Genomic DNA, 26,764 nt, shown 5'->3' on the forward strand with positions numbered 1-26,764 from the left:
AAAAAAATCAATTAATTGTTAGGATTGTCAATGATACAAAGCGCTAACGCTTCTGAAGCTACACCAAACTTTCAACTTAAAAAGCTGAATAATGCTTTATACAACAACATTCACTTTGTGGTCGCATCTACCCTATGTTCATTTATTGCCAACACAGCCTTAGCAGAAGATGTCATAGAACTAGACACAATTACAGTGTCAGCTAAAAAAGATAACGACACAAAACCAGTACAAGGCTACAACGCCAAAAAAAGTTCTGCTTCTACTAGAACAGATACGGAATTACGTGATACACCCCAATCCATTACCGTGATTCCACAAGATTTAATTCAAGATCAATCGATTCAAAGCATTTCACAAGCCGTGCAATATGTGCCGGGTGTGCAAGCAGCTCAAGGCGAAGGTAACCGTGATGCATTGATCTTCCGTGGCAATGCCACGACTGGCGATTTTTTCTTAGATGGCTTGCGTGATGATGTGCAAACTTACCGCGACTTTTACAATATAGACCGCTTAGAGGTGTTAAAAGGCCCCAATGGCATGGCATTTGGACGTGGTGGTGCAGGCGGCGCAATTAATCGCGTGAGTAAGCAAGCTGGCTGGACACCGATTAGTGAATTGACTGCTAGTTACGGCGCGTATAACCAAAAACGTATTACCGGTGATTATGGCCAAGCCTTCAATGATGAAATCGCTTTCCGCATAAATGCTATGTATGAGAATTCAGACTCTTATCGTGATGGCGTGAATTTAGAGCGTTTTGGTGTGACGCCAACCGTGACGATACGCCCGGATGAAAATACAAAAATCATCGTTGGCATGGAGTATTTTAAAGACAAACGTGTGGCAGACCGTGGTGTACCTTCAGTGAATGGTCCTGGCAACTCAACATTGAAAAATCGCCCTTATAAAATCGGTGACTACGACACATTTTTTGGGAATGCCCATCTAAGCCCTACTGAAACTGAAACGGTCGCTTTCAATGCATCCATAGAACATGCTTTTGATAACGGCATCAGCGTTAAAAATAGTACACGCTACGCCAACTACAATAAATATTATCAAAACGTGTTTGCCAGAAACTCCGTGACCAACGCCGGTACTGTTCAATTTGGTGCTTACCTTGATGAGACAGATCGTGAAAACATCATCAACCAAACTGACTTAACATACAATGCAAAAACAGGCTCTGTTGAACACAAACTGTTATTCGGTATGGAGTTGGCAAAACAAGATACAACGAGCAAACGTTTTCAACCAACAGTGGGCTCAACCAATATTGCGACTGTAGTTTCCGCAAGCAATCCATATCTGCCTTCTGCCTCTTTTTCCGCTTTGGCAACCAACAGAAAAAGTGATGTGAGCGTAGCAGCCTTTTATTTGCAAGATCAAATCATTTTTAGCCCAAAATGGCAGGCGATTGTTGGCTTACGAAATGATAACTTTGATACGGACTTTACTAACTTATTAGACAATACCGAGATTAAAGTCAGTGATAATTTATTATCACCACGCGCGGGTCTGATTTTCAAGCCAGTAGAGGCTATCTCCATTTATACCAACTACAGCGTTTCATATGTGCCACGTGCTGGCGACCAATTAACCTCTTTAACGCCGAGCAATGCATCCTTCAAGCCAGAGAAATTTATCAACTATGAAGTGGGTGCGAAGTGGGATGTGAATCCGAGCTTAGCGCTAACGGCTGCGGTGTATAAATTGGAACGTGAGAATGTTTTAGTTGCTGATCCTAGTAACCCTGGCGCAAACTCTATTTTGGTTGATGGTCAAGAAACCAAAGGTATCGAGCTTGGGGTTTCTGGCGACATTACTGACAAATGGAGCGTATTTGGCGGTGTTACTTTTCAAAAAGGTGAGATTACCGAAACGCAAGCAAACACAACTGCAGCAAATGTCATTGCTAAAGGCGCAGAATTAGCACAAACGCCTGACCGCACCCTATCTCTATGGAACAAATATGAGATTAATGATGTGTGGGCGGTGGCTCTAGGTGTTGTCAGCACATCTGATCGCTATGCACAACTGCCAACCGTATCACAAAGCACAATATTGCCAGGCTACACCCGTTACGATGCAGCAGTCTTTGGCAAGTTCAGTGAGAAGTTACGCCTGCAGCTCAACATTGAGAACATCACTAACAAAGAATATGCATTGTTCTCACATACCAATAACAACATCACGCCTGGTTCACCCATTACTGGCCGTGCAACATTAATTTACAACTTCTAATATAGAGGCAACTCACCAAACTATTTACTCAGCCCATGCCACACATGGGCTTTTTTATATGCAGCAAATATAGAGATGTTAAAATAGCGGCATGCAAACATATCAAGACACCTTACACCCATTTATTTTTGACAACACGCCAGTGCGCGGTAACGTGGCGCATCTTAATGCTACCTATATCGACGCGTTACAGCACCAAGCACTGCCGCCATTACTAAAGCGTGCATTGGGTGAGCTAATGACTGCGAGCGCACTGCTGATTTCCACCCTTAAAATGGAAGGTGCGCTGATACTACAATTACAAGGGCGTGGCATTCTCAAATTATTGGTAGTGGAGTGCAGCTCTGATTTGGAAATGCGCGCCACCGCGAAATGGGATCAATCACTGCTGGATAAAGAAACAGCACATCACGACACCACATTTAAACAACTGATTACGCATGGACAATTTGTGATTACTCTAGACCCAAAAATTGGGGAGCCGTATCAAGGCATTGTACCCATTGAAGGCGACAGCATTGCAGAAATGCTAGAGCACTACATGTTGCGCTCACAGCAAATTGACACGTCTATTTGGTTGCATTGCGATGGCACACAAGCAGCTGGTATGCTATTACAAAAGCTACCCAATCAACATGCAGAAGATATAGACGTGTGGAACCGAGTCAATCAGCTGGCCAATACGGTGACAGACGCAGAGCTGATGCTCGCCCCCATTGATTTACTTACACGCCTGTTTCACGAAGAAGAAGTACGCTTATTTAGCGCCCGCACCACTAAAGCCTTTTGTAGCTGCACCCGTGACAGTGTGGCCAACATGCTCACCATGCTTGGGCATGCTGAAGTCGATACCATTATTGAAGAACAAGGCAGCATCCAAATTCATTGCGACTTTTGCAACAAACATTATGTGTTTGATGAACAAGAAACAGCTCAACTATTTGAAGATAACGCTGCTAGCATTAAGCATTAATGTGTTTCTGTGTTTGGCTGCACCGGCTGTTGAATATTAGCCAGAATAGCTTCGATATCCCAAGTCAGGTTCTTACAGTCCGTACAAGGATGCTGTTTTGCAAATTGCTCTGCCAGATGAATGCGATGTTGGGTGTCAGGATGTGAGGACAACCATTCCGGCACCTGACCAGTCTTAGGTTCTTCCTTAGATAAGCGTTTAAAAAAGCTCGCCATACCATTGGGTTGAATGTGCTGCTTTAATAGCAACTGAGCACCTTTTAAATCCGCTTCTGCTTCTACTTGCCGGCTAAAAAACTGTGTCGAGACCTGATGTGCAATCAAAATCATCGCTGCATTGGCGTCACCAAGTACCAGCATTACAACTGCAGCCACACCTGCGCTGTGCATCATGTTCTTAAGTGCATGTCGTTGCTCCACATGCTGCACCTCATGCGCCAGTACCGCGGCTACTTCGTTAGCATTACCGGCTTTTTTAAGTAAACCAGTATTCACAATCACAATACCGCCGGGCATGGCAAAAGCATTCACCATGTCATCTTTAACCACCAGCCATTGGTAAGTATAAGGCGAGCCTTGTGTAAGTTGATTGCCCACCGATTTAACAAAATCCACAGCAGCACCAGAAGTAATGATGTCTTGCTGCCTATTGTAGGATGCAAGCACCGCCTTGCCCATTTTCTGTTCGGTTTCTATAGAGACACGATTAGCAGCCCAACCCAACATACGGTCGTATTGCCAAACCCCGATGCATACAAGCAATACAATCAAACCTGCACCGTAGATCAAACTGTTCCATACTGTTTTTTGGCTAAAAGTCGCAATACGCCACCCTTTAAGCCCAGCTACCAATGGTGCCGGTAGCAATCCAAGCAGTTGTTTTTGCGCATCAGGAGCACCTGCAATTACCATATAGACACCGGCAGTACTCTGCCAATGTAGTTGCAACTGGTCATGATCAAACCCGCCTATATCAGCCTTGAGTGCAGACAACGGCACCGCTAGCTGATGTGAGGCAATACTGATGCTATGCTCATTGATAGCGCAGGTAGTAGCCACCCCGGCATGTGGCAAGCCGGGGCCAAAGAGTAATACGGGAACAGCGTGTACCATTGCGCGTTATTTGCCAGCGAGTGTGATGAACACCACTACGATAATAAAGATGAGGTAGAGTTTGCCCCAGACAGATCCTTTGCTCTTGCCGGAAACGGCTGCGTTGAGAATAACCTGACCTAAACGATTCATTGGTAGTGATTGCACCCAGACGCGACCTGGCCCAGCCACGGTGGCGTAAAACAAGCCTTCGCCGCCAAACAAGCTAGTCTTGAGTGTACCAGTGTATTTAATGTCATAGCGCACAGTAGAAGACATAGCCACCAAGCAACCCGTATCAATTTTTAGACTATCGGTAGGGCCAAGCTCCACCGCTTTAAGCGTGCCAGAGGCATGGACAAATACCGTGCCCTCGCCACTGATTTTTTGCATGATAAAGCCTTCGCCCCCCAACAAACCGACACGTATACGTTTTTGGAACGCCAGTGTGATTTTTTGCCCAACTTGTCCAGCCAAATAAGCGCCTTTTTGGCAAATGAGCGTACCGCCCTGCTCTTGCAGCTGAATCGGAATAATCTGACCAGGGCTAGGCGCTGCAACGGCTACATCTTGCGCCACAAAGCCCTTATTGGTATACACGCTACTAAACAATGACTCACCGGTAAAACGTCTTTTAACCGCATTCACAAAACGGCCAATAGCACCGAATTTAGAGGCGCTACCATCGCCTAATACTGCATTCATCTCAATTGCCTGATCGGTATACATCATGGCGCCCTGCTCGGCCATCATTTGCTCGTCAGGGGCAAGCGTGACTTGAATATACTGTAAATCGTGGCCATGAATGGTGTAGTTAAGCGCGGTCATTGTTTTCCCTTGTTATTGTTAAGTATTTAAAAATAAGTTACACGATTAGATAAGCTCAGTGGCACTGAGCTCAGCGAAGCTGAAATTTAACATAGCATGCAGTAGTGTAGCTATGCTTGCACTATATTAAATTAACGACAATATTGTGGATTAACGACAGGATTGTGGTAAATATTCGTCTGGAATCGTGGTCTTATCTTGGCCTTTTACCACCATGGGCGTAGGTCCTTTGGCGTGACCACATACCCAAGTCACTGGCACAACCGTGGACTCTTCAATGACCGCAGGCCGAATGCTGAGTACTTTACCTTGAAGCTTAGGGTGTATTTTGTTGCCAAGCGTCATGTGAATTGCACCACCCTCAACCACCAAAGACGATACATAGTTACTGACCATCTTATCTGCACTGGGTAATCCTGCTGCCGCATTGTCGGCAGGAAAGGTTTTATTGTTTTTCCAATTGCTGGCAATCGGCTCCTTGGCAGCATCTGCCCACGGCACAGTTGCCGCTACTTGTTCCTTGAGAATACGCCCCAAGCTGGAGGGGATGGCAATCATCGCTAAGATAATCAATATTGCCATCACTACCATCATCTCAATCACACTAAATCCGTTACATTTAATAGGGTTACTTTGCATATTGACTCCTGTTATCACGTCACATCCGCTGGCGTTGGCACTCAAACAAACAAATGGCCGTAGCGGCTGCAGCATTTAATGATTCCACCGCCAAAGTACTGGCATTCGCCATGGGAATCGTAATGGCTTGATCTGTCGCGTTGATAACGGCAGGACTTAAACCGGCCCCTTCATTGCCTACCACAAACAAGCTGGGCGTTTTAAAGTCCTGTGTGTACAAAGACTCACCGTGCATGGTCATGGCATAGCGCTTACCTTGAAACGCGGTAAGCGTTGCCGACAAATCTACTTGTTCGACAACGGGTAATACAAATTGTGCGCCTTGCCCTCCACGCAATGCCTTGGGCGACCAAGCATCGGTACATCCTTTAGACAAATACACCACCTGTACGCCTGCAGCGGCGGCTGTACGCAGCATACTGCCCATATTGCCTGGGTCTTGAATATCTTCCAGCATCAACGCAAAGTGCACTGCTTCAGGCAACGCAATCGTCGGCTTTTTCACCAGTGCCAAAATACCCGTACTGGCAGCCACCGGAGTAAGCTCTGCAAACATCAGCGTGGGCAACATCATGGTGTTCACATCTTGCAATTGCTGCATCAACTGTGTGGCCTCAAGCGCACTTTTTCCTTCAGGAATAATCAGCAACTGCGGCTCACCAAACACCTGCAAGTAGGCTTCTATCAAATGCACACCATCCAATAGCGTCAGCCCTTCACGTTGGCGTTCGCGCGCGTTATCTGCCAGTTTTTTCAGTTGTTTGAAAACGGGATTATCGCGGGAAGTGATGTGTTTAAACGCCATGGGCTCAGTTCTTTACATTTATTAACTGGCATTCTAACCGATGCTTATTGTGAAACATAAAATTTGGGCGTAAATTTGCAGCACAACAATAACACTTTTATTTTCTGGAGGAAGTTCATATGTCATTAACAAAACGTGCAGTTGCAGAACTCATTGGTACATTTTGGCTAGTATTAGGAGGGTGTGGTAGCGCAGTGCTAGCCGCAGGCATTCCTGAACTAGGGCTTGGTTATTTAGGCGTTTCTTTTGCATTTGGCTTAACCGTGGTGACTATGGCGTATGCTATCGGCCATATCTCTGGTTGCCACCTGAATCCTGCGGTTTCTATCGGTTTGGCTGCTGGTGGGCGCTTTAAAGCAGCGGAGCTTCCCCACTACATCATCGCACAAGTCATCGGCGCAATTTTGGCTGCACTGGTCATTCGTTGCATTGCCAGTGGTGCAGAAGGCTACGCTGGCGGCTTAGCGTCTAATGGCTTTGCCGAGCACTCTCCACATGGCTACAGCATGATGGCAGCACTAACAACAGAGATCGTCCTGACTGCTATGTTTTTGTTTATTATCATGGGTAGCACAGATAAACGTGCACCAGCAGGCTTAGCACCACTAGCAATTGGCTTTACACTCACATTGATTCACTTAATCAGCATCCCAGTCACCAACACTTCCGTTAACCCTGCGCGTAGTACAGGTCCAGCTTTGCTAGAAGGCGGCATCGCGCTTGACCAATTATGGTTATTTTGGCTGGCACCGATTGTAGGCGCAGTGATTGGTGCTTTGGTATACAACTTTATTCAAAAAGAGTAGTCATCATTTAAGTATTAACCAGTATTAAAAGCCCACGTCATGTGGGCTTTTTTTATGCACCCGTTATAATAGCCGCATGGCTAAAAAACTCGATTTAGAACGTATCCTCCATAAGCAAGGCTTTGGTTCCCGCAAACTCTGTCGCATCATGATTATCAACGAAGAGATTACCGTTAATGGTGTACTTTGTGATGACCCGGATATGGAGTTTTCATTAGAAAATTTAAGTTACACCATTAAAGGAGAGCCGTGGGAATACCGCGAAAAATCGTATTTAATGATGCACAAGCCCGGCAACTATGAGTGCTCTCACAAAACACAGCATCACCCCACGATTTACAGCCTGTTACCTTTTCCACTTGTAGAAAGAGGCGTCCAATGCATAGGCCGGTTAGATGAAGACACTACGGGCTTGATATTAATCTCAGATGACGGGCAATTCATTCATCGCATGAGCTCACCTAAACACAAAGTGCCAAAAGTGTATGAAGTGACCTGTAAGCACCCAGTCAGCGATGCGCAAATTGCACATATCCTTAATGGCGTACAGCTGGTGGATGAAGATGCGCCGATTGCCGCACTTGCTTGTGATCGGATCTCAGAACATATCATTCATATGACCTTAGCAGAAGGCAAATACCATCAAGTCAAACGCATGGTTGCCGCTATCAGCAATCGCGTCGATGGCTTAAAGCGTATCCGAATTGGCCGTTTATCTCTGCCTGACGATTTAAAACTTGGCGAATGGCGCTGGTTAAGCGATGAAGATATCGCTAATTTAAGCGCCAGCTAGCGGTGGCAACCCACCGCTAGCTACTTATGCTAACCAAGCCACTATGCCAAGCCATTATGGTTGCGGATAAATAAACTTACCAAATACCGCATACACAGCCTGACTGTCTTGAATGATCTTTGTGATATTGTCAGCCTGTTGTTTGGATTCCACATTGCCAGACGCGTTCACAATCCCTTGCTCATCAATTTGAATATCTAATTGGCTTACATCGATTTGGTGCTGACTTAACGTAGCTTGAATGTTTTGTTTGAGTACACCCGCTGGCAAATATTGATATATCGGCTCATTCAGATTGGCAAATGCGCCACTTGTAGCTAACAAACCCAATGTAACAAACAGTGATTTTTGCATAAACATATTGTCTCCCTTCAATGTTGATTAACGACAAGTCCACTTTATGCGTAAACCAACGATTCAAATATCGGTAACACGCCTAAACTCTTGTAAGAATCCTCCTTCATTGAAACAAATCTTGCACATCTAGGCCGCAAATATAATGCTCGCTTTTCTACGTTAAGCTCGTATAATGCGCTCACCCAACACATTACCAATCAGTGTTGCGGTTCTTTGATACTTCAAGTCACGATGACTCTTTAATTCGTCTGCCTCGATTGGTGTTGCTTAAGCAACTGGCCGTCGCAGGAAAAAACATTACATGAACACCCCAAACACAACACTTAGCCAAGTTAATGGCCAAGACACACCTTTACAATTTGATCAACTAGGATTGGCAGCGCCTATCTTGCGTGCGATTCAAGAAGCGGGCTACACCACACCAACGCCGATTCAAGCCAAAGCTATTCCACAAGTACTCAACGGTGGCGATTTATTGGCTGGCGCACAAACCGGCACCGGCAAAACCGCAGGATTTACGCTACCCATCTTACATATACTGAGCCAGACACCGGCAAGCAATCCAGCCAAAAGCAAACCACGTTGCTTGATGCTGACACCTACACGTGAGTTGGCCGCACAAATTGAGGAATCCGTTCAAACCTACGGTAAATATCTACACTTAAAATCCATGGTGGTATTTGGTGGCGTGAGCATCAACCCACAGATTAATCGCTTAAGCCGTGGCATTGATATTTTAGTAGCCACGCCAGGCCGCTTATTAGATTTGGCCAACCAAAAAGCCGTGGATTTATCCGGCGTAGAAATTTTGGTATTGGATGAAGCTGACCGCATGCTGGACATGGGCTTTATTCATGACATTAAAAAAATCTTAGCCATGCTACCCAAAAAACGTCAGAACCTATTGTTCTCTGCAACGTTCTCTGATGAGATTAAGCGCTTGGCAGACAATCTACTGAACAGCCCAGCGTTTGTGGAAGTTGCCCGCCGCAACACAGCCTCTGAGATGGTCACGCAAACCGTGCACTTGGTAAAACAAGCGCACAAAAGTGCGTTGGTGAGCTATTTAATCAAGCAAAACAATTGGGAACAAGTACTGATTTTTACACGTACCAAACATGGCGCAAACCGCTTGGCAGAAAAGCTGGTGAAAGATGGGATTCCTGCTGCAGCCATTCACGGCAACAAGAGCCAAGGCGCACGCACCAAAGCACTGGCTGATTTCAAAAACGGAAACATTCCTGTGTTGGTCGCTACTGATATCGCTGCGCGTGGCTTAGATATTGACCAGCTACCGCAAGTCGTCAACTTTGAATTACCCAACGTGCCGGAAGACTATGTGCATCGCATTGGTCGTACCGGGCGCGCCGGTAGCACGGGTGCAGCTATTTCTTTGGTCGATTTTGAAGAGTCTAAATACCTCAAAGACATTGAAAAGCTGATTAAACGTGAGATTCCTAAAGTCACGGTAGAAGGCTTTGAACCACCCGCCAAATTGGAACCTGAAGCACCTAGACCGCCAAGACCAGCGCAAGGCCGTCGTCCGCAAGGCAATGGTCAAAAGCCTGCGAATGCGCGCAATGCCGGGCAAGGTCAACAGAAAAATACCAACCAAGCACATAAGCAAGGACAGGCTAAGCCAAAATCACAGAATCAGCCACAAGGGCAAGCAATGCCACATGGTCGATTAATCTCTGAAGCAGCCAAACATCAAGCCATGCCACAAACCCCTTTGTTTGCGCCAAAACCAGTGCACCGTGGTGGTAACCGCGGGCGATAATCAGACACTCTCCTACTTATTGATACATCCGGTGTATGCGTTAGAATAGCTTTAACTTAAGCATAGCTTTAACTTAGCACCGGATGCAGCCCATGAACACCATACACCTCAGCATTGTGCCCATCTATGCATCTCTGCTCGCTTTGCTGTTTATTTATTTGAGTGTCTTGGTAGTCAAACAACGCAGGCTACATCGCGTAGCCATTGGCGATGGCCATAAACCTTCTCTCAAACGTGCGATTGCTGTACAAAATAACTTCGCACAATATGTTCCTTTCAGTTTGCTATTGTTAAGCTTGATGGAAATCAATCATGCACCAGCTTACTTGGTGCATACGCTTTGTGCGTTACTGCTGTTTGCGCGCTGCCTGCATGCCTATGGTGTGAGTCAAGAGCCAGAGCCTTTCCGTTATCGAAAAATCGGCATACTCACCACCTTTGGTGTCTTAGCGACTGCTGCGTTATGTTTACTCTATTCGGCCTGGTTTGCATGAATATTTGGGTAGATGCAGATGCTTGCCCGGTGGTGATTAAAGAGATTCTGTATCGAGCTGCCAATCGTACTAAAATCATGACTACACTGGTAGCGAACAAATCTTTGCGCGTGCCAGTCTCACCTTATATCAAATCACTGGAAGTCCCCAAAGGCTTTGATGTGGCTGATAATCGTATCGTGCAGGAACTCGTTGCGGGCGATTTGGTCATTACTGCAGATATCCCATTGGCGGCGCAAGTGATTGCAAAACAAGCGCATGCACTTAATCCGCGTGGTGAGTTCTACAGCACCGCCAATATTGCTGAGCGCTTAGCCATGCGCAACTTTATGGAGGAGCTGCGTGCCAGTGGTGTGGAAACTTCGGGCCCGTCTGTATTTAATCACAGTGACCGACAACAATTTGCGGCTGAATTAGATCGCTTTTTAGCACAGGTTCGGCCAAACAAGCACGCATAACCGAGAATACTGATGAACAAAATACTGAGTTGCTTATTAATGTGTTTACCCATGGCGTGTATGGGCGTACCAGACAACGTAAAAGTAGTAGATAACGTAGATGCCAGCCAGTATTTAGGCACTTGGTATGAAATAGCGCGTTTAGATCACTCTTTTGAGCGTGGGCTTGAGCAAGTGACCGCCAATTACAGCAAGAATGAAGATGGCAGCATCAAAGTAATTAACCGCGGCTATAACCCCATTAAAAATGAATGGGAAGAGGCAGAAGGCAAAGCCTATTTTACAGAAGCGCCGAATAAAGATGGTAGCTACAAAGGCAAACTCAAAGTTTCATTTTTTGGTCCGTTTTATGGCGCTTATAACATCATGGAACTCGACAAATCCTATTACAACTACGTCATGGTATGCGGCCCGGACAAATCTTATTTGTGGATACTCTCACGCACGCCACAGCTCACTTACCCTATCAAGCAAGAGCTCATGTCCAAAGCCAAAGCACTGGGGTTTGAAACGGACAATCTCATCCATGTAAACCAAGTGCCGGACACCCGCGTATTTAAAGCAGGGCCGCATGTTAACTAATTAACAGAGCGGCGCTCTATCCTTTGCGCGCTTCTACCTCTGTAATCACCTGACAAGCTAAAGTGCTCAAATACGGGAGCGATTGCAAGGTCAGCATCAGCACCCATAACTGGGCATCCAGATTATGGAACCCTCTGGTAGCCAGCATGGCCATACTTGCAAAAATCAATGCCAATAATAATGCCAACTCTTCGTAGATGGGTTTAAAAATATCCCATTTGGTGCCAGTAACTTTTCCTTTTGCTGTCACTTTAAACACGCCATGTTTCTGAATCAGTCCCATCATCACACCACGGGCAATGGCATGCGACAAGCCTAAGCTGGCCAGTGATGCTCCCCAAATATCTAACCAGCCACAACGCATGGTCTTGCGGTAGAGAATCGGCCCTAATGCAGCCTTAATCACCAAGAAGCATAAAATCGGCGTAATCATAATTGCCACCGGCAAACTGAAAGCATTAGGGAAAGCCAGCATAGCCACCGTCCAACCGATGGAGCCCAACGTAAAAAACAACTGCAGTGCATCCCCCAGCCAGCCAAACCAGCCGGTTAAAAAGTGATAACGCTGTCCAAAGCTTAGTGTAGAACTCCCTACTAATTTAGGAATATGGTGTTTAAGAATCTGCATGGCACCAAATGCCCAGCGGAAGCGCTGCGATTTAAGCGCACTGAAGTTCGCCGGCGTAAGCCCGCGCCCAAACACATCATCCACATAGCGTAGCTCGTAACCACTCTCTAGCAAGCGCAGGCCAAGCTCAGTATCTTCACAGATGCACCACTCAGACCAACGCCCATTGTCTACAAGCGCTTGATAACGCACCAGCGTCATGGTGCCGTGCTGAATCAAGGCGTTACGTTCGTGGCGATGATGCATACCTATTTTAAAGAAGCCTTCAAACTCCCAATTGCACATCCTTCTGAAGAAATTATGTTCCCAATCACGGTGCGCTTGAGGCGCCTGTACCACAGCCACTTTTTCATCTCCAAAGTGCGGGACTAAATCTGACAACCAATCCGCCGTGACCACGTAATCGGCATCCACCACACCCACCACTTTGGCTTGTGGATTTGTCTGTTGCAAGGCAAAGTTAAGTGCGCCCGCTTTAAAGCCAGGCCAACTTGGCAAGTGGAAGAACTTAAAGTGTTCTGGCAAAGTGGCCATATAAGCCTCAATCGGCTTCCATTTGGCTTCATCTTTGGTGTTATTGTCCACCACGATCACCTCAAAATGGGTGTAGTGAAGTTTGGCTAAGCTATCAATGGTCGCAATCACCATTTCTGGCGGCTCGTTGTAGCAGGCCAAATGGATAGACACAAACAGCTCTTGCTCAGCAGGGACTGGTGTTGCACGCTTAAATGCCCTGACCCACAAGCCTTTGAACATTACTTCGCTGAACTCAACAGCGTAAATCATCAATACGGCAGAGGTCAGCATCATGCCGATAATTAAGCCCACCAGCACAATAAAGTCTCGTAAAGTGTAGTAGTAATCGCCTGGCAGATTCCAAGCCACAACCAAGGTGGTGATGCAGGCTTGCAGTAATATGGCCATTGAAATCTTGCCGCCTAAGCGCCAATGTCTAAAACGCCAAGCGATGAACATGATGGGGAAAAACGCAATGACGGTCGCCCACTTGGCCTTAATTACCCAACGGCTGTCTTTTGGCACAGCGCCTTGTAACGAGTATTTAGGATGCCGATGCGCATCAAACATCCCCCAATAGGCGCCAGCCCAGCCCTCGATTTGTTGTTTCCATGGCTGATCAAATGCTTCCATCAAATAATAGTCGTAGTTTTCATAGGCAGTCTTTGCTAAAAACTCACGCACAAAGCGCGCCTGATTGACTTCTGAGGCTTGCGCACCGCCGATGTCGGGACCTCCACTGGGCCAACCAATCTCGGTAATGACAATTTTTTTGCGTGGATACGCGTTCATTAACTCGTTATAGCGCTGGATCGCATAGCTGACTGCATTTTCTACTGGTACGCCTTCATGGTAGGGCAATAGATGTACCGCAATAAAATCCACATGCTTAACCAGCTCCGGATTTTTCAGCCAGATATGCCAAGGCTCTGCCGTGGAAATCGGCACTTCGGTCGCATTTCTAACTTTATCTAGATACGAAATCAGCTGCTGTAAAGTCAGGTCTTTTCTTAACAGCACCTCGTTACCCACAATGGCGCGTTCGATATTGGGATAGAACTTTAATTTCTCTTCTAACGCGTCTATTTCCCGCTGATTCATGTCATGGTCTGCGTTAACCCAAGCGCCTGCGATGACTTTAAAACCAAGTTTAGAGGCCAGCGCGGTAATCTCAGAATTATCTAGCGACCCGTATAAGCGAATATGGTTGGTCAACGGATTCATCAGCTTTAAATCCTTGGCTAATTCTGCCGTACTAGGAAACTGACGATCTAACGGGCTTTGGTCTTCTTGGTAACCACTGTAGGCAAACCCGCGCACAAGCGGCGGCGCTTCCAATAAATTGCTTGCGCTGTTGGTCAGTGCCCATATACCAAAATGGGCAGCAGCTACCGACAATGCAAACAGCAGCGGAATAAAGAGACGTTTCACAAAATTCAACATAGATAAGACCGTAAGCAATTCTTTGGAGGGTTATTGTTTTTTAAATAACAAGGGAACAGTAAATAGCACGAGTACGCCCAGCCAGTAGGCGGCATTGTAGTTAAGTGGCTCAATTAAATAGCAAACCAGTGCTGTTGTCAGCGCACCCACACCCAACACCAATGAGACTGGATTAGTAAACCTTAACGGCGTTTTTGCCAACCACAAGCCGAGCGAAAATTGCAATACAGGCAATGCGTAAATCATCACAGGAAAATCGCGATAACGTCCATCCACCGTGAGTAAAAGACCTATCGCTAGCGCACCTACCAACAGCAATACCACCATTAGCTTAACAAAACGTACCGCTTGCGCTGACTGCTGATAAATGAGTACAGGTAAGCTCAATAGCATCAGCCATGCTGCTAATACGGCACCGCCCATCGATAACCATTGCAAACCCATGATAACGCTGGCGAGTGGACGCCCTGCTGTGGGCACACAACTTAGTGCGCCGAATAATGATCCATCACCGCATAGCGCACCCAGATACTCCAGCTGCAATAAGCTGGTCACGCCAGCCAATGCACCCAGAGTCGCCATGCCAACATATGATTGCACATGCTTTTGCCCCACCACGAACGTGACTGCACATAATATAAAAGCGCCAATCACTGCAAAAAGCACCGGCATAATGCCGTCGTGTCGATCAAATACTGGACCAGTCAAATTAAACTTGGGGCTTAGCTCGGTATCGTATATACCCCAAAAGCCACCAACCGCGCCCTCCAACCCACGCTTCCACGGTTGATCGAACGCTTCGATCAAGTTGTATTGCCAATGCTTTTGCTCAGCCTCGCGCAAAAAGGTTCTGATATAACGCGCTTGGTTAAGCGCACTTGGAATCGAAGTGCCGCGTTGACGCCCAGTGGAAGGCCAACCCGTCTCACCAATCAAAATAGGCTTACTGAAGGCCGTATCTAATTTGCTCATTACGATATTGGCATGTTGAATCGATTGCTCTACCGATTGCGGATTGTTCTCCCAATACGGCAGTAAATGAATCGTCACAAAATCGACTGATTGCTCTAGATTACGATGGTTGAGCCAAAATTCCCAGACATCGGCATACGTCACGGGTACTTTGGTCAATTGCTTTGCGCGCGCGATATACGCTTGCATCGCTTCTTCTGTTTGCTCGCCACGTAGCAACACTTCATTACCAACAATAACTGCTTTCACGGTATTGGGGTATTGATTGGCCAATGCAGTCGCAAGATTAATTTCTTTATTGTTATCAGCGGCAGTCCAGCCTATCCATGCGCCTACCAGTACCTTCAGCCCTAACTTTTGTGCAGCTGCTGGTACATAATCCAAGCCTTGGCCTACTGAGTAGATTCGCACGCAATTGGATACTTTGGCTATACGTTCAAGATCTGCATCAATTTGAGACTGTGTGATGTGGGTGCCAATTTTAAATGGCGTTTGATCTTTGCCATAATATGGCGCGTAAGAAACGCACTGTACTTTAGCCGCAGCATCCACAGGCAATATGGCGTCTGGCACAATTACTGGCTGATTTTTCTGCCAAAGCCACGCACCTAAAAGCACCAGCAAAATGAGATTGAACAGGGTAAATTGCCACAAAACAGGTGGCTTATGGTTATACATAGGTTGAAAATTCCATTAGATAGACGTGATTGATAACTTATCGTGTCTAAGAATCCAGTATGATAAAGCAGCGCTAGAATAAAAACAAAAAACGATGTAAAAAAACGTAGGTTCCTTACGTCATATTCTTGTGGCAAGTTACAATAGCAATTACAGGGGCAATTCTAATTTAGGTAAACGTAATTTATGGTAAAAGTTCTAATCACAGCATGTTTGTTTGGCTTCATAGGCATTGCACAAGCCAAACCAACATTTACTGGTGTTAATTTTAGCGGGACATACGAGTGTAAAGGCAACAACGAGCAAGTGGGAGATTATCAAGTCACCGCTATTTTTAAACTCAACCGCATTAGCAGCCACGACAAGATTGGTGCTTATGATTTTAGTACCGACTCAGAAAACGCAGTAATTTATCGCGGACAAGCCATTGCAAATGGCACCAAGCTAGCACTTTCTTATAAGTACAAAGAAGGTAAATATATTGAATACAGTACCGGCATTGCCGAAATGAAGAAACTTGGCCGCAATCGCTGGAGCTTCCGTAATATCTATTATGAGCCAGATGACAACGGCGGCAACTATGGGTACGAAGACTGCGTAATGCAGACACCAGTTGCGGCCAAACCTCTGGCCAAGCCATTAAAAAAACGATAATCACTCATCTAAAGCGGCACTACTACCACGGGATAGCGAGACATTATGGCGCGCTATCAACGTTGCAAATTGTGGGCTAGACAGTGCCGCATACTCATGTAACCTTGCTGTGAGAATAGGATCTGTCGCATCTGTGAATGACGTACCCTCCGCAGGATGACACATCACGGCCACTGGCCTATGTATTGCGTTAGCTGCCTGTATCCAGCCATCCAACTTACTCTGGTAGGCTAAAGCATCCACATCGAAACCATATACACCCAGCAAAGTATTCGTGTATCGAACCCCATTCAAAGAAGCTAACTCTTGGAGTGTTGAAGCCCCCAACCACCGAATAATCATGCCCTTCACGCCATCTGCCAGCGGCGGTACCGCAATCCGTAACCACGGTAAACGGGTAGGATAACGCGCCATCAATTCTTGAATGAGTACTTTTCTAATTTGTGGCAATTGATGCACATGCTGATGCCCATCAATATAATCCGGTGCCATGCCTAATGCCTGCTCAAATGCATCCAGCTGCGCTTTAATCGCATGCCGGATAGCAGACTCATCCAGCAGTCTAAACTTGGTTTTCAGTATCAAAGCCGCCAAACCATGCTTGAGCGGTTGCGTATACTGGGTGAAATCCAAATGCAGGCCAATATCCGCTGATTGTTTTATCTGCTGCGTGATACGTGTTGCGGCTTCTGGCCAACGCGTACTGAGTGTCAGGCAAGAGAATGCAGTCACCCTACCCATACCCACCAGATTTAGAATGCCGGTATCAATCGCAGCGCTTTGTGCGTAATCATCTGCTGTGATAATAAGGGTGGTCATGTGTGTGAAAAAGCCCAGTAACGGCTTAATAAATAAGTGCTAATCGCTACCACCACCATCACAATGGCGAGAACCAGCCAGAACGGCAATGTCGTATAGCGCAGGCTAAGCAATACCAATGTCTGGTTTGCTAAAAACCCAAATACCGCAACACTTAAAAACTTAGGCAACGTATGCTGATGTGCTTGATTCAAGCCTGGAAAAGACAACGTACGGTGCCCAATATAGCTGACCGGGAACGCGCAAACAAACCCAACGATATTGGCCCAAGCAGGCTGGATGTTTAGACAACGTTCTAATCCCACTGCGACGACATAATGCACCAAGGCCGCTATAGCCCCGACACAGGCAAACCAAGAGACTGAGCGTCTTAACTTATCTAAATCGGCTTGCATGCGTTTAGCGCAAGCCCTCTGGCCTGCTTACTTCTGCAACAATGTATGGTGGCCGCCCTTTGACTTCATCATAAATTCTCGCGAGGTATTCTCCCAAGATGCCAATGAACAGGAGTTGTACGCCAGACAAAAACATCATGCTGGCCACCACCGTTGGCCAACCTGGTACCGATTCATGGAAGAACAACTTATCCACCACTACGACTATCCCATAAGCGAATGAAAGCAATGCCAAAATAACGCCTACCGCACTAGCCAAACGTAATGGCAATGAAGAGAAACTGGTAATGCCTGTCCACGCCAGACTCATCAGCCTGAGTCTAGAGAATGCGCTTTCACCATGGGTTCTGGGCAAGGGTGTAAATGGAATACCGATTGACCGGTAACCAACCCAGGCATAAATGCCTTTCATAAAACGATTGCGCTCTGGCAGCGCGCATAAAGCGTTTACAACGGCACGATTCATCAAACGGAAATCACCGGCATCTTTGGGAATATTAATCTGTCCGCTTGCGCTCATCATGCCGTAAAACAGTTTTGAACCCCATTTTTTAAATCTAGACTCGACTTCGCGGTCTTGTCGCACCGCGTACACCATATCGTAGCCCTCTCGCCATTTGCTCAACATCTCACTCAGCAGCGATGCCGAATGCTGTCCATCCGCATCCATGCAAATCACGATATCGCCCAGCGCATAGCTTAGGCCAGCAGTAATGGCATACTCTTTACCAAAATTGCGCGAAAAGCGCACCAAGGTAGTGTGAAGCTTAGCAGACAGTGCTTTCACAATATCCGCGGTTTCATCGCGGCTGCCATCATCCACCACCACAATATCCCACTTTGTACTCAACGCAGTTAAGGTATTGGCAATATTTTGTATAGTGCTGGTAATTGCCAGCGCTTCATTATAGGCAGGTACAATCACCGTCAGGTGCGGCTCCACTTGAAGCCTGCTTTTAGATGCTTGTATGAGCGATGTATTCTGCATGTTCATCTCAATTGGGTGCTGGCCTTGCATAACGCGCCTCTCCTTCCAACTGTCTCCTATCTTTTACTACTGCCAATAGTGTACCAAGCCGCTTTACTTCTGCAATCACTTTACCTTGTAATACTTGATCGCAGTTCATATTGGTCGATGACATATAAAAATCTGCGGCATCCCAGTTTTTGGTCACCTCAAAGCGCTGATCTAAATAAGCGCTGCCTTGAAACGACTCTGCACATACCGCCACCAAATAAGGCGCTGTTCTGGCAGGTATCGGTGTGCTCATGAGCGCCTTGGATGCTTCACGTAAACTACTAGACCAATAATCGCTCTCCCATTGCTTTTCGGCAATGGCAGGGTTGCCGGCTAAATGGTTATAAAAAATATATTCGTATGGATGCAAATGGATCAGCACACTCAATGTCACCACAGATAAAGCCGCTACTACCGTGGCATATGCCAAGCTTACACGCTTAGACCATTGCAACGCATTCAATGCCTGATCAATCCCCAACGCAGCCAATACTGCCAGTGGCGGCAACACAAAGGTAAAGTGTCTCACGCCATTATACAAAGCTGGCTTAGTGATCAGTACAAATGCCAGCGGAAAAGCCACGGCAATCACCACAGGGCTTAACAGCAGCGCATGTTGAGAGGTTAAATAGCTACCTGCTTTTTTATAATTGGCCATCACCACTAGGCACAAGCTTAACAAGCCTAATAAAAACACTTCAGGCAACCTGACCATTAAATAATTAAGCAAATAGGTTCTTGGCACTTCTCCGATACTGGTGACCATACCGTCATCGATGGTCAGCATATTAAATGAAAAGTTTGAGAAAGCTTTGATCGCCTCGGCCGGATGATCCGGTGACATCACTCCCCATGGCCAAAAAACGGCCATGATAGCAAAAGCAACCAAGCCAGCCGGTAACAAATACCATGCACTGACTGATAAGCATTGCACTCTAGCCGACCAGTTTTTCTTTACAATTAAACTGGCAACCAACAATGCTAAGATTAAATACACGACCGCAAAACCACCGCCAATACGCATGCCTAAGGCGCACCCTACCGCCACACCCAACTTCAAACTTATATTGAGTGGGATTTTAGGCAAGTGCCGGGACAACTGCACGGTGTAATACAGCGCCCAAGTCATGCAAGTGGCAAATGGAATATCTTTGGTATGCGTAAACATGGCGCCGCTCCACGCTGCCGTCAGTGCCAATAGCAATAAAGCTAAAAAGCCAGTACGCGTAGAACCAAGCGTAACAGCAATTTTATACACGGCTAAAAATCCCAATAGCCCGAAAGCTGCGGAAAGTAAGTGCCGCATATCCCACAGCCACATGGTGGTCAGTTTTTCAAGAATCGCGGCAATGACATCAAAGAACCCTCCATATAAATAAAGATTTTTATAATGAAAGGCAGATTGGTTACTAAAGCCGGATTGGTAAAACTCTAATAAAAGACGCCCATACACATGCTGCACCTCCTCATCGTTACTGATACCGTAATGACGAAACGTCAGCAAAGTAAACAATACTAAGATAACGAAAATGCCATAACTAGCGATGCGATATTGATTGGAATGCATGGGTAATGTGATCAATTAATTTTTATAAAAAGTGCGTGATTATCAACCAAATTTACCAGTAACGGAAGGGAACCAGCATGTGTGATGCAATTATTGTGCAATGAATGCTAATCTATAGCCAAAAGTAGATTGACTTAACGGAGATAGACATGACCAAAGCTTGGTATTCGCATCTTGCAAGAGCCATTGCGCACTTCAGTGGAAAGCCCATCACATTTGCTATTGCTGCTGGGGTTATTCTTGTATGGATCATTTCAGGGCCGCTGTTTAACTTTAGCGACACCTGGCAGCTAGTGATTAACACTGGTACAACGATTGTGACCTTTTTGATGGTGTTTTTAATTCAGAACACGCAGAACCGAGATACTGAAGCTATTCAAGTCAAACTAGATGAATTGATTCGTGTTACCAAGGGTGCTCACAATGCACTGTTGGATCTAGAGGAAATTGAAGAGGAAGAGTTGGATGCTTTTCGCACCAAATACCAAGCACTTGCAAAATCAGCCAGAGAAGAGTTATTGCAAGGCCTAATAGATACTGACATTCCGGAGGCTTAAACGTATTACGTTTCATACCGGGTATGCTGTGACCACGTACAACACTAAATCACAGCTACAACTCTATCCATTGTAGCTGTGAATGAAAGCATAAAAAAACCACACCAAATGGTGTGGTTTTTTGAGCGAGCAATGCTTAATTTAATTCAAATGGATTAGCCTTTGACCACTAAACCATTTTTAACAGACTTAACGCCCTCAATCGAGGCCACTACTTCTTCAGCTTTTGCTTTAGTAGCTTCATTATTCACAAAACCGCTTAGAATGACTTCACCTTTGTAGGTTTCTACACTAATTTTCAGTGACTTGAGTGACTCTTCAGCCAATAACTTTGCTTTAGCTTTAGTAGTAATCACACTGTCACTCACGACTTGTGAGACTTTCTTTTGACCAAGTTCAGTTTTAATTTCGGCATATTCATCTTTATCCAGTGAGCCGTCATGGTCTTTATCTGCTTTGGCAAATTGCTTACTGTTCAGCGATTTGTCTTTAGCAGCCTCTGGCCAGGTCAGTAAGCCATTACCGCTTACATCTAACTGGTTAAACTGTTCTGCGTACGAGGTTTGACTATCTTGCACTTGGTCAGTATCAAATGCACTGGCGTGAAATGAAAAACCAGCTGCCCCCATGGCTAATATAAGTGTTGTTCTCTTAATGTTGGCATAATTCATGTTGTATCTCCTCTATGGTTTGCATACACAAAACTGACTGTGTTTTGTGTATGCCATAGTAGAGAGACCAAACGCCTACGTCAGTCGAACATTCTCTGATTCTGCTGTCAGAGGAAGACTACAACGTGGTGAATGTAGGTTCGGATAATTTCACATCCAAAGGCAGGATAGCGCGCGTAAACAGCCCCTTGCCTATCCCACTGGACACTTCAAAGTGTCCGCCAATGGCTAAAACACGATGACGCATTCCACTCAAACCGTGTGTAGTTGCTTCGAGTTTATCTAAATCAATGCCTACGCCATTGTCTTGAATTTCGATTTTCAAGTGCTTGTCATCGCTAATCATATGAATAGACAGTGTGGTTGCTTTGGCATACTTATTACAATTATTGAGTGTCTCTTGCACAATGCGGTACGCCACCAAACTAATGGTTTCATGTATCACTGTGCCTTCGTCTGGCAATGTTATCGTGAGCTCCCATTGGTTGCGCTCAACCGCATCGTCAATCAATGCACGCAATGCAGGCCAAAAGCCAAAAGTTGAAATCATAGCAGGATGTAACTCTTGCACTACTTGTCGCTTAAAGTTAATGCCTTGATCCAAATAGGTATTGGTTTTTTTGAGTTTGTCCGCAATTTCCGGATGGGATTTCGCCAGAGATTTAATCACCCAGGCGATATCCATTTTAGAAGCGGTAAGAATAGAGCCCAACTCATCGTGCAACTCTCTGGCTAGTTTATGTCGCTCCCGTTCTACATCGGCCTGATAGTCTAAGGCCAGGCTACGCAACAGCTTGCTTTGCTCTATCGCATGTTTCTCATGTTGTAGATTCTCATCGGATAACTGTTGCTGTAGCAAGGCCTTATCTGCCAACTCTTTTAATAGCTGCTTAATCACCAGCACCACTAAAAAAATCAGCACAATCGGCCCAGCAATGACGGAGGTGCGAATGACCATACGCGTTAAATTACGTGCCTCATATACCACTTGCAAACGCTGTTTCAACGCGTTTTGCAATAACTCAATGTTGTGGTTAATGGTGTGCATCTGCATCAAACCACTGTCTAACTTCACAATTTTCTTGGCATCCACCATTTTGCCATCGGTCGCAAATTCCAGCGTCACATTCATTTCGGAGATTTTGGCGCCCACATCGGCAGATAGCTTGCTTAAAATCGTCTGCTCTTTTTTATAGGCTTCAGCGGGGGTTAATGCAAGTAAGGCGGTATTGATAGATTGCAGGCCTTTTTTGGCGTCATCCACACCTATATCATAAGGTAGCAAATACTCTTTAGCGTTGGTCAGTAAGTAGCCCCGTTGGGAACTTTCAGCTTTATAGACACTGCTCTGCAACTGTTGCACCTCTTGCATCAGGCGATTCAACTGTGCGATCTCTGCTGATTTTTCCGTAGCCGTATGCAGCCAATTCTCATTAAAGAATAAGCTGAAGATGGTAACAATGAGAGAAATACCTAATAACGTAATATTGCGGCCGCCAAAGATATTGAACAATTGGTCTAACTTGGCAAACATTAAATTAACGAGTTTTTGCATTGCGTTACATTCTTTGAAACAGGACCGTCAGCATAACATGCTTCACCTGTTTTACCTTTTTGTTCATGGCACTTCTTATCTCCACATACTTGATCCCCACATACGTGGGTGGCCCACGTGTAGGCGCTTTCCTACGCTGAATTCAGACGTTCCCCACTCACCTTTGCCAGCCAATCTTCTTAATATGGCAATACGTTGTAGGCAATCACTCAAGCCCTACGTTTTTAGGAGAACACCATGCTTCATTACACCGTAGTATTTTTTGTCATTGCGCTCATTGCCGCAGTACTGGGCTTTGGTGGCATTGCAGCCGGTGCTGCCAGTATCGCCAAAATACTCTTTTTTGTATTTTTGATATTGACCATTATTTCATTTTTAAAATCCAGAGGCTAATCACGCATTATTAGTGAGCACCTTTTAGTAAATGATTCATTTTTTAGGAGTCCATCATGTTTAATTTAGGTAAAGAACCCGTCACAACAAAAGCTGATCAATTGGCGCAGGAAAGTAACAAAGTTGTGGAAAAAGTAAGCGATAAAATTAAAGCGTCTACCACTAACCTGTCCGACAAAGTCGTCGATAAGACTGAAGAGGCGAAAGATCAGGCGCAATCACTCATCCATAGCTTAAAGTCCCTTATTAATGAACACACACAAGCCTCTAAAATAAATAGTCTAAAAGACCAAGTGACAGACAAAGCCGCCGAACTGAAAGCAGTAGTCACCGATGAAGTGGTGAATGCTTATGCCACGACTAAAGAACGTGCTGCTGAAACTGTGCGCGAAAACCCAGTAGGTACACTCGTACTGGTTGCGGGGGTAGGCTTGCTATTGGGTTATGTGTTAGGCTCAAAGCAATCTTCAAAATAAAGAAAGCCCAGACCATGCTTGCATCTATCGTTAAATTTGTTGCGTTCTATCTAATTGGCAACCGTATTTCCGAAGCGAAACAAGACTTACGTGACGTAAAGGAAAATGCGGCAGATTATGCCGAGAGCCGAGTCAAATACATTAAGCAGAATGTAACGCGCGATGTGCAACGCATGGTGAACAGCTTTATTGGGTTTTTAGTGATGTTTTCCGCGATTATTTTTAGTGGATTGCTGGGCTTAATGTGGCTGTTTGCCACGGCCTGGCAAAGCCCGGATCGCAATCTAATTTTAGGAGTCGCTATGTTAGTGCCGTTGTGCATCAGTGCACTTATTTTTGGTGTAATTAAAACCTCTTGGAAGAAAAAGCCACTCTTAGAAGAAACCAGCGAACTCATCGCAAAAGATTGGCAATCGTTTAGACTAGGATTAGACGGCACAGCCGACACCTCAGATGAAGCAAACCGCTAGTCCAAGCGGTTTTCAATATGTGGTTTAATCAACAAAATATTTGCTTAGTTGGGAATTGCGCATGAAAAAAATTCTATTGGTCGATGACCATAAAATCGTATTACAGGGTTTGCGTAATTTAATCGCGTTGGAATCTGACCTTGAAGTTGCTGATGAGGCCACTTCAGGCGCAGAGGCGTTAAACCTTATTCGTAAAAATAGATATGATATTGTCGTGCTGGATATTTCCATGCCCGATAAAAATGGCGTGGACACCTTGCGTGACCTCAAGCATATTGCACCCGATTTGCCGGTACTGGTACTCAGCGGCTATGCCGAAGAGCAGTATGCGCTCAACTTGATGCGTAGCGGCTGCAAAGGTTACTTGTCTAAAGATGCTGACTCAGATGAAATCATTCTTGCGATACGTACTATTGCACAAGGCAAGCGCTATATCTCATCGCAGTTAGCTGAACTCATGACCAATGAACTCAGCCATCCATCTGAAAAACAACTGCATGAACTGCTTTCCGAACGCGAATTTCAGGTGTTTTTCAAACTAGCCAGTGGATCTACCCCAACAGAAATTGCAGAAGAATTGCATATCAGCATTAAAACTGTGAGCACTTATCGCACCCGCATTTTGGAAAAAATGAGCTTAAAGACCAACGCAGACCTCACTTACTATGCCATTAAATATGCGCTGGTCACTTAGGTTGTGTAGGACAAAACCCGATAGAAGTACTTGAGATGATGTTTTAAACTGTGAAATGTCGAACGTAATAGTGAAGATTTTATATATATGATGCGTGTGTTATTGGTGGAAGATTCTCGGTTGTTGCGGGAATCGATTATAGAAATGTTGAAAGTCTGCGAACATGTTTCGATAGACGATTATGCGACCAATAAACAGGACGCGATCCAACTGCTCGACACCAAACAATACGACTTTATGATTGCCGATATTGAGCTAGCGCAAGGCAATGGTTTTGAAGTGGTCAAACATACAATGAACCCGGATTACGCGTTCAAAGCACCTCTCACACTGATGCTGACCAACCATGCGAATGGCTACTACAAAAGCCTTGCGCGTCAGTTGGGCGTTAAATACTTTTACGATAAATCGATGGATTTTGAAACTGCCATTCAAACCATCGAAAACGAATCTAAGTATTTCGTATAGCAATCACCCTAATATAGCAATCACCCTAATATAACAATCATCTAATATAGCAATCATCTAGCCACGCGCTAACGCATGTTGAGCGGCGTTAACTTATACCCGGCTTTTTTAAATGCGGCGATCAACCCTGAGTTACCCGCCAAATGTGATGCGCCAACCGCGATAAAGGTTGCTTGTGCGTTAGCTTTAGCAATACCACGTTCTGCCATCACCACATTGCGCTCATCAAGCAGCTTGGTACGCATTTTTTCCCACAATGGTGCTGGTAACATGCCCCCTGTGATTTGCGCATCTAAATTGGCAATCTGCTCAGCATCCCCTTTTAAATAAGCACTCATTAGTCTTTCAAAATCCTTTTCTTTTTGCTTGGGCGTACGCTTAAGTACCGCACGTAACATAACCATTTGCTCATCCAAGCTAAAATCATCCATTACGCCAAAGTGCTCTTGGGCTGTCTCAATGCCTTCCACATCTTTCGACAAATCTTCTGATTTGGTCATAAGTAAATTATCTTGTGCAAATGGTGTCTGTGGTTTGGGCAAATCAAAAATAACCGCCAATAGCCACGGTTTCATCTGCATGGCAGCGCCTAGGTGCATGACATGAAAATCTGCCAACTCACGCACTTGCTCAAATTCTTCATTCGTCATCAGTTGAGCGATATTACCTTCTTGCAACATTAATAATTTAGGGTCTTGGCTTGGGGAGACTTCCATCATAAATGTGTCTACCTGATTCAGCGCATTGAGCACCTCTGGGGAAAACTCAGTGACGCGATTGTCATCGGTATGCATGGTGCCAAACAAATAACTGGTCACGCCAGCAGGCGATTCCATTTTCCAGAACAACCCTTTTTCTGCGGCTTGCGCTGTCAGTGCACAACCCAATAATATCATTGCGATGCAATATTGCTTGATTGAGTCAATTCTCATGATGG

29 protein-coding genes are annotated in these 26,764 nt (G+C 45.4%); 15 read left to right on the top strand and 14 right to left on the bottom strand.

The genetic code is table 11. From position 1 onward, the window contains the following. Window positions 1–30 precede the first annotated feature (30 nt). Window positions 31–2,247, top strand: coding sequence for a TonB-dependent siderophore receptor (locus A3Q3_RS0103960; RefSeq protein WP_020182277.1), 2,217 nt, complete (start codon window positions 31–33; stop codon window positions 2,245–2,247). Window positions 2,248–2,338: 91 nt separating this feature from the next. Further along, window positions 2,339–3,220, top strand: a complete 882-nt coding sequence (gene hslO / locus A3Q3_RS0103965; protein WP_020182278.1) for an Hsp33 family molecular chaperone HslO — start codon at window positions 2,339–2,341, stop codon at window positions 3,218–3,220. Here hslO and A3Q3_RS14120 read toward each other — a convergent pair. The 4 genes from A3Q3_RS14120 to A3Q3_RS0103985 all read right to left on the bottom strand — a co-directional run bounded on the left by A3Q3_RS14120 (window position 3,217) and on the right by A3Q3_RS0103985 (window position 6,583). Next, entirely contained in the window at window positions 3,217–4,332 is a 1,116-nt protein-coding gene (locus A3Q3_RS14120) for a M48 family metallopeptidase (protein WP_020182279.1), read from the bottom strand. The two genes, hslO and A3Q3_RS14120, sit on opposite strands and share 4 nt — an antisense overlap. 6 nt (window positions 4,333–4,338) lie before the next feature. Then, window positions 4,339–5,139: an AIM24 family protein gene (locus tag A3Q3_RS0103975; protein ID WP_020182280.1), complete on the bottom strand. Its 801-nt coding sequence runs from the start codon at window positions 5,137–5,139 to the stop codon at window positions 4,339–4,341. A 150-nt stretch (window positions 5,140–5,289) separates the two neighbouring features. Further along, on the bottom strand, window positions 5,290–5,778 hold the full coding sequence (locus tag A3Q3_RS0103980; RefSeq protein ID WP_020182281.1) for a pilin: 489 nt from the start codon (window positions 5,776–5,778) through the stop codon (window positions 5,290–5,292). Window positions 5,779–5,797: 19 nt separating this feature from the next. Next, window positions 5,798–6,583, bottom strand: coding sequence for an RNA methyltransferase (locus tag A3Q3_RS0103985; protein WP_020182282.1), 786 nt, complete (start codon window positions 6,581–6,583; stop codon window positions 5,798–5,800). A 119-nt stretch (window positions 6,584–6,702) separates the two neighbouring features. Between A3Q3_RS0103985 and aqpZ the strand changes: the two genes are divergently transcribed. Beyond that, window positions 6,703–7,389 (top strand): aquaporin Z, encoded by a 687-nt coding sequence (gene aqpZ, locus A3Q3_RS0103990; RefSeq protein ID WP_020182283.1) that lies wholly within the window; start codon window positions 6,703–6,705, stop codon window positions 7,387–7,389. Window positions 7,390–7,465: 76 nt separating this feature from the next. Further along, window positions 7,466–8,182 carry a 16S rRNA pseudouridine(516) synthase gene (locus tag A3Q3_RS0103995; protein WP_020182284.1) on the top strand — a complete coding sequence of 239 codons (717 nt, stop codon included), beginning with the start codon at window positions 7,466–7,468 and terminating at the stop codon, window positions 8,180–8,182. Between the two features lie 54 nt (window positions 8,183–8,236). On the opposite strand, the gene A3Q3_RS13620 is transcribed toward A3Q3_RS0103995, so the two are convergent. Next, window positions 8,237–8,542 carry a hypothetical protein gene (locus A3Q3_RS13620; RefSeq protein ID WP_020182285.1) on the bottom strand — a complete coding sequence of 102 codons (306 nt, stop codon included), beginning with the start codon at window positions 8,540–8,542 and terminating at the stop codon, window positions 8,237–8,239. A gap of 298 nt (window positions 8,543–8,840) precedes the next feature. Between A3Q3_RS13620 and A3Q3_RS0104005 the strand changes: the two genes are divergently transcribed. From A3Q3_RS0104005 to A3Q3_RS0104020, 4 genes are all read left to right on the top strand, one after another. Next, the gene (locus A3Q3_RS0104005; RefSeq protein WP_020182286.1) at window positions 8,841–10,319 is read left to right on the top strand and encodes a DEAD/DEAH box helicase; all 1,479 of its coding nucleotides are present in this window, start codon (window positions 8,841–8,843) and stop codon (window positions 10,317–10,319) included. 92 nt (window positions 10,320–10,411) lie between these two features. Further along, a complete protein-coding gene (locus A3Q3_RS0104010; RefSeq protein ID WP_152604052.1) occupies window positions 10,412–10,813 on the top strand; it encodes an MAPEG family protein in 402 nt (133 codons plus the stop codon). Beyond that, entirely contained in the window at window positions 10,810–11,271 is a 462-nt protein-coding gene (locus A3Q3_RS0104015; protein ID WP_020182288.1) for a YaiI/YqxD family protein, read from the top strand. The genes A3Q3_RS0104010 and A3Q3_RS0104015 overlap by 4 nt, the downstream gene beginning before the upstream one ends. Window positions 11,272–11,283: 12 nt before the next feature. Next, the gene (locus tag A3Q3_RS0104020; RefSeq protein WP_026361743.1) at window positions 11,284–11,853 is read left to right on the top strand and encodes a lipocalin family protein; all 570 of its coding nucleotides are present in this window, start codon (window positions 11,284–11,286) and stop codon (window positions 11,851–11,853) included. A gap of 16 nt (window positions 11,854–11,869) precedes the next feature. On the opposite strand, the gene A3Q3_RS0104025 is transcribed toward A3Q3_RS0104020, so the two are convergent. Continuing rightward, window positions 11,870–14,440, bottom strand: coding sequence for a glycosyltransferase (locus A3Q3_RS0104025; RefSeq protein ID WP_020182290.1), 2,571 nt, complete (start codon window positions 14,438–14,440; stop codon window positions 11,870–11,872). 30 nt (window positions 14,441–14,470) lie between these two features. Continuing rightward, window positions 14,471–16,090, bottom strand: coding sequence for a hypothetical protein (locus tag A3Q3_RS0104030; RefSeq protein WP_020182291.1), 1,620 nt, complete (start codon window positions 16,088–16,090; stop codon window positions 14,471–14,473). 186 nt (window positions 16,091–16,276) lie between these two features. On the opposite strand from A3Q3_RS0104030, the gene A3Q3_RS0104035 reads away from it, so the two are divergent. Next, window positions 16,277–16,744 (top strand): hypothetical protein, encoded by a 468-nt coding sequence (locus tag A3Q3_RS0104035; protein ID WP_020182292.1) that lies wholly within the window; start codon window positions 16,277–16,279, stop codon window positions 16,742–16,744. Here A3Q3_RS0104035 and A3Q3_RS0104040 read toward each other — a convergent pair whose 3' ends face one another. The 4 genes from A3Q3_RS0104040 to A3Q3_RS0104055 are packed head-to-tail and all read right to left on the bottom strand — an operon-like array spanning window position 16,745 to window position 20,543. Continuing rightward, the gene (locus tag A3Q3_RS0104040) at window positions 16,745–17,563 is read right to left on the bottom strand and encodes a ChbG/HpnK family deacetylase (RefSeq protein WP_020182293.1); all 819 of its coding nucleotides are present in this window, start codon (window positions 17,561–17,563) and stop codon (window positions 16,745–16,747) included. Next, window positions 17,560–17,958, bottom strand: a complete 399-nt coding sequence (locus tag A3Q3_RS0104045; protein WP_020182294.1) for a GtrA family protein — start codon at window positions 17,956–17,958, stop codon at window positions 17,560–17,562. Before A3Q3_RS0104045 ends, A3Q3_RS0104040 begins: the two co-directional genes overlap by 4 nt. 4 nt (window positions 17,959–17,962) lie before the next feature. After that, window positions 17,963–18,946 (bottom strand): glycosyltransferase family 2 protein, encoded by a 984-nt coding sequence (locus A3Q3_RS0104050; protein ID WP_051086439.1) that lies wholly within the window; start codon window positions 18,944–18,946, stop codon window positions 17,963–17,965. Between the two features lie 7 nt (window positions 18,947–18,953). Next, a complete protein-coding gene (locus A3Q3_RS0104055) occupies window positions 18,954–20,543 on the bottom strand; it encodes a glycosyltransferase family 39 protein (protein ID WP_020182296.1) in 1,590 nt (529 codons plus the stop codon). Between the two features lie 149 nt (window positions 20,544–20,692). Between A3Q3_RS0104055 and A3Q3_RS0104060 the strand changes: the two genes are divergently transcribed. Next, complete coding sequence (locus A3Q3_RS0104060) at window positions 20,693–21,100, top strand: low affinity iron permease family protein (protein WP_020182297.1); 408 nt, start codon at window positions 20,693–20,695, stop codon at window positions 21,098–21,100. A 155-nt stretch (window positions 21,101–21,255) separates the two neighbouring features. Here the strand turns inward: A3Q3_RS0104060 and A3Q3_RS0104065 are convergent, their stop codons facing one another. After that, the gene (locus A3Q3_RS0104065; RefSeq protein ID WP_020182298.1) at window positions 21,256–21,771 is read right to left on the bottom strand and encodes a BON domain-containing protein; all 516 of its coding nucleotides are present in this window, start codon (window positions 21,769–21,771) and stop codon (window positions 21,256–21,258) included. Window positions 21,772–21,889: 118 nt separating this feature from the next. Next, entirely contained in the window at window positions 21,890–23,326 is a 1,437-nt protein-coding gene (locus A3Q3_RS0104070; RefSeq protein ID WP_020182299.1) for a CHASE3 domain-containing protein, read from the bottom strand. Window positions 23,327–23,563: 237 nt separating this feature from the next. On the opposite strand from A3Q3_RS0104070, the gene A3Q3_RS14265 reads away from it, so the two are divergent. From A3Q3_RS14265 to A3Q3_RS0104095, 5 genes are all read left to right on the top strand, one after another. Continuing rightward, window positions 23,564–23,719 (top strand): DUF1328 domain-containing protein, encoded by a 156-nt coding sequence (locus A3Q3_RS14265; RefSeq protein ID WP_020182300.1) that lies wholly within the window; start codon window positions 23,564–23,566, stop codon window positions 23,717–23,719. Window positions 23,720–23,775: 56 nt separating this feature from the next. Continuing rightward, window positions 23,776–24,195: a YqjD family protein gene (locus tag A3Q3_RS0104080; protein ID WP_020182301.1), complete on the top strand. Its 420-nt coding sequence runs from the start codon at window positions 23,776–23,778 to the stop codon at window positions 24,193–24,195. 14 nt (window positions 24,196–24,209) lie between these two features. Next, window positions 24,210–24,665 (top strand): hypothetical protein, encoded by a 456-nt coding sequence (locus A3Q3_RS0104085; RefSeq protein ID WP_020182302.1) that lies wholly within the window; start codon window positions 24,210–24,212, stop codon window positions 24,663–24,665. Window positions 24,666–24,726: 61 nt separating this feature from the next. Further along, the gene (locus tag A3Q3_RS0104090; protein WP_020182303.1) at window positions 24,727–25,359 is read left to right on the top strand and encodes a response regulator transcription factor; all 633 of its coding nucleotides are present in this window, start codon (window positions 24,727–24,729) and stop codon (window positions 25,357–25,359) included. Between the two features lie 87 nt (window positions 25,360–25,446). Then, window positions 25,447–25,827, top strand: coding sequence for a response regulator (locus A3Q3_RS0104095; protein WP_020182304.1), 381 nt, complete (start codon window positions 25,447–25,449; stop codon window positions 25,825–25,827). Between the two features lie 68 nt (window positions 25,828–25,895). On the opposite strand, the gene A3Q3_RS0104100 is transcribed toward A3Q3_RS0104095, so the two are convergent. After that, on the bottom strand, window positions 25,896–26,759 hold the full coding sequence (locus A3Q3_RS0104100) for a TraB/GumN family protein (protein ID WP_025224512.1): 864 nt from the start codon (window positions 26,757–26,759) through the stop codon (window positions 25,896–25,898). Window positions 26,760–26,764: the final 5 nt, after the last annotated feature.

Origin of the sequence: Methylotenera sp. 1P/1 (genome assembly GCF_000384355.1) — a bacterium.
Lineage (GTDB): Bacteria > Pseudomonadota > Gammaproteobacteria > Burkholderiales > Methylophilaceae > Methylophilus.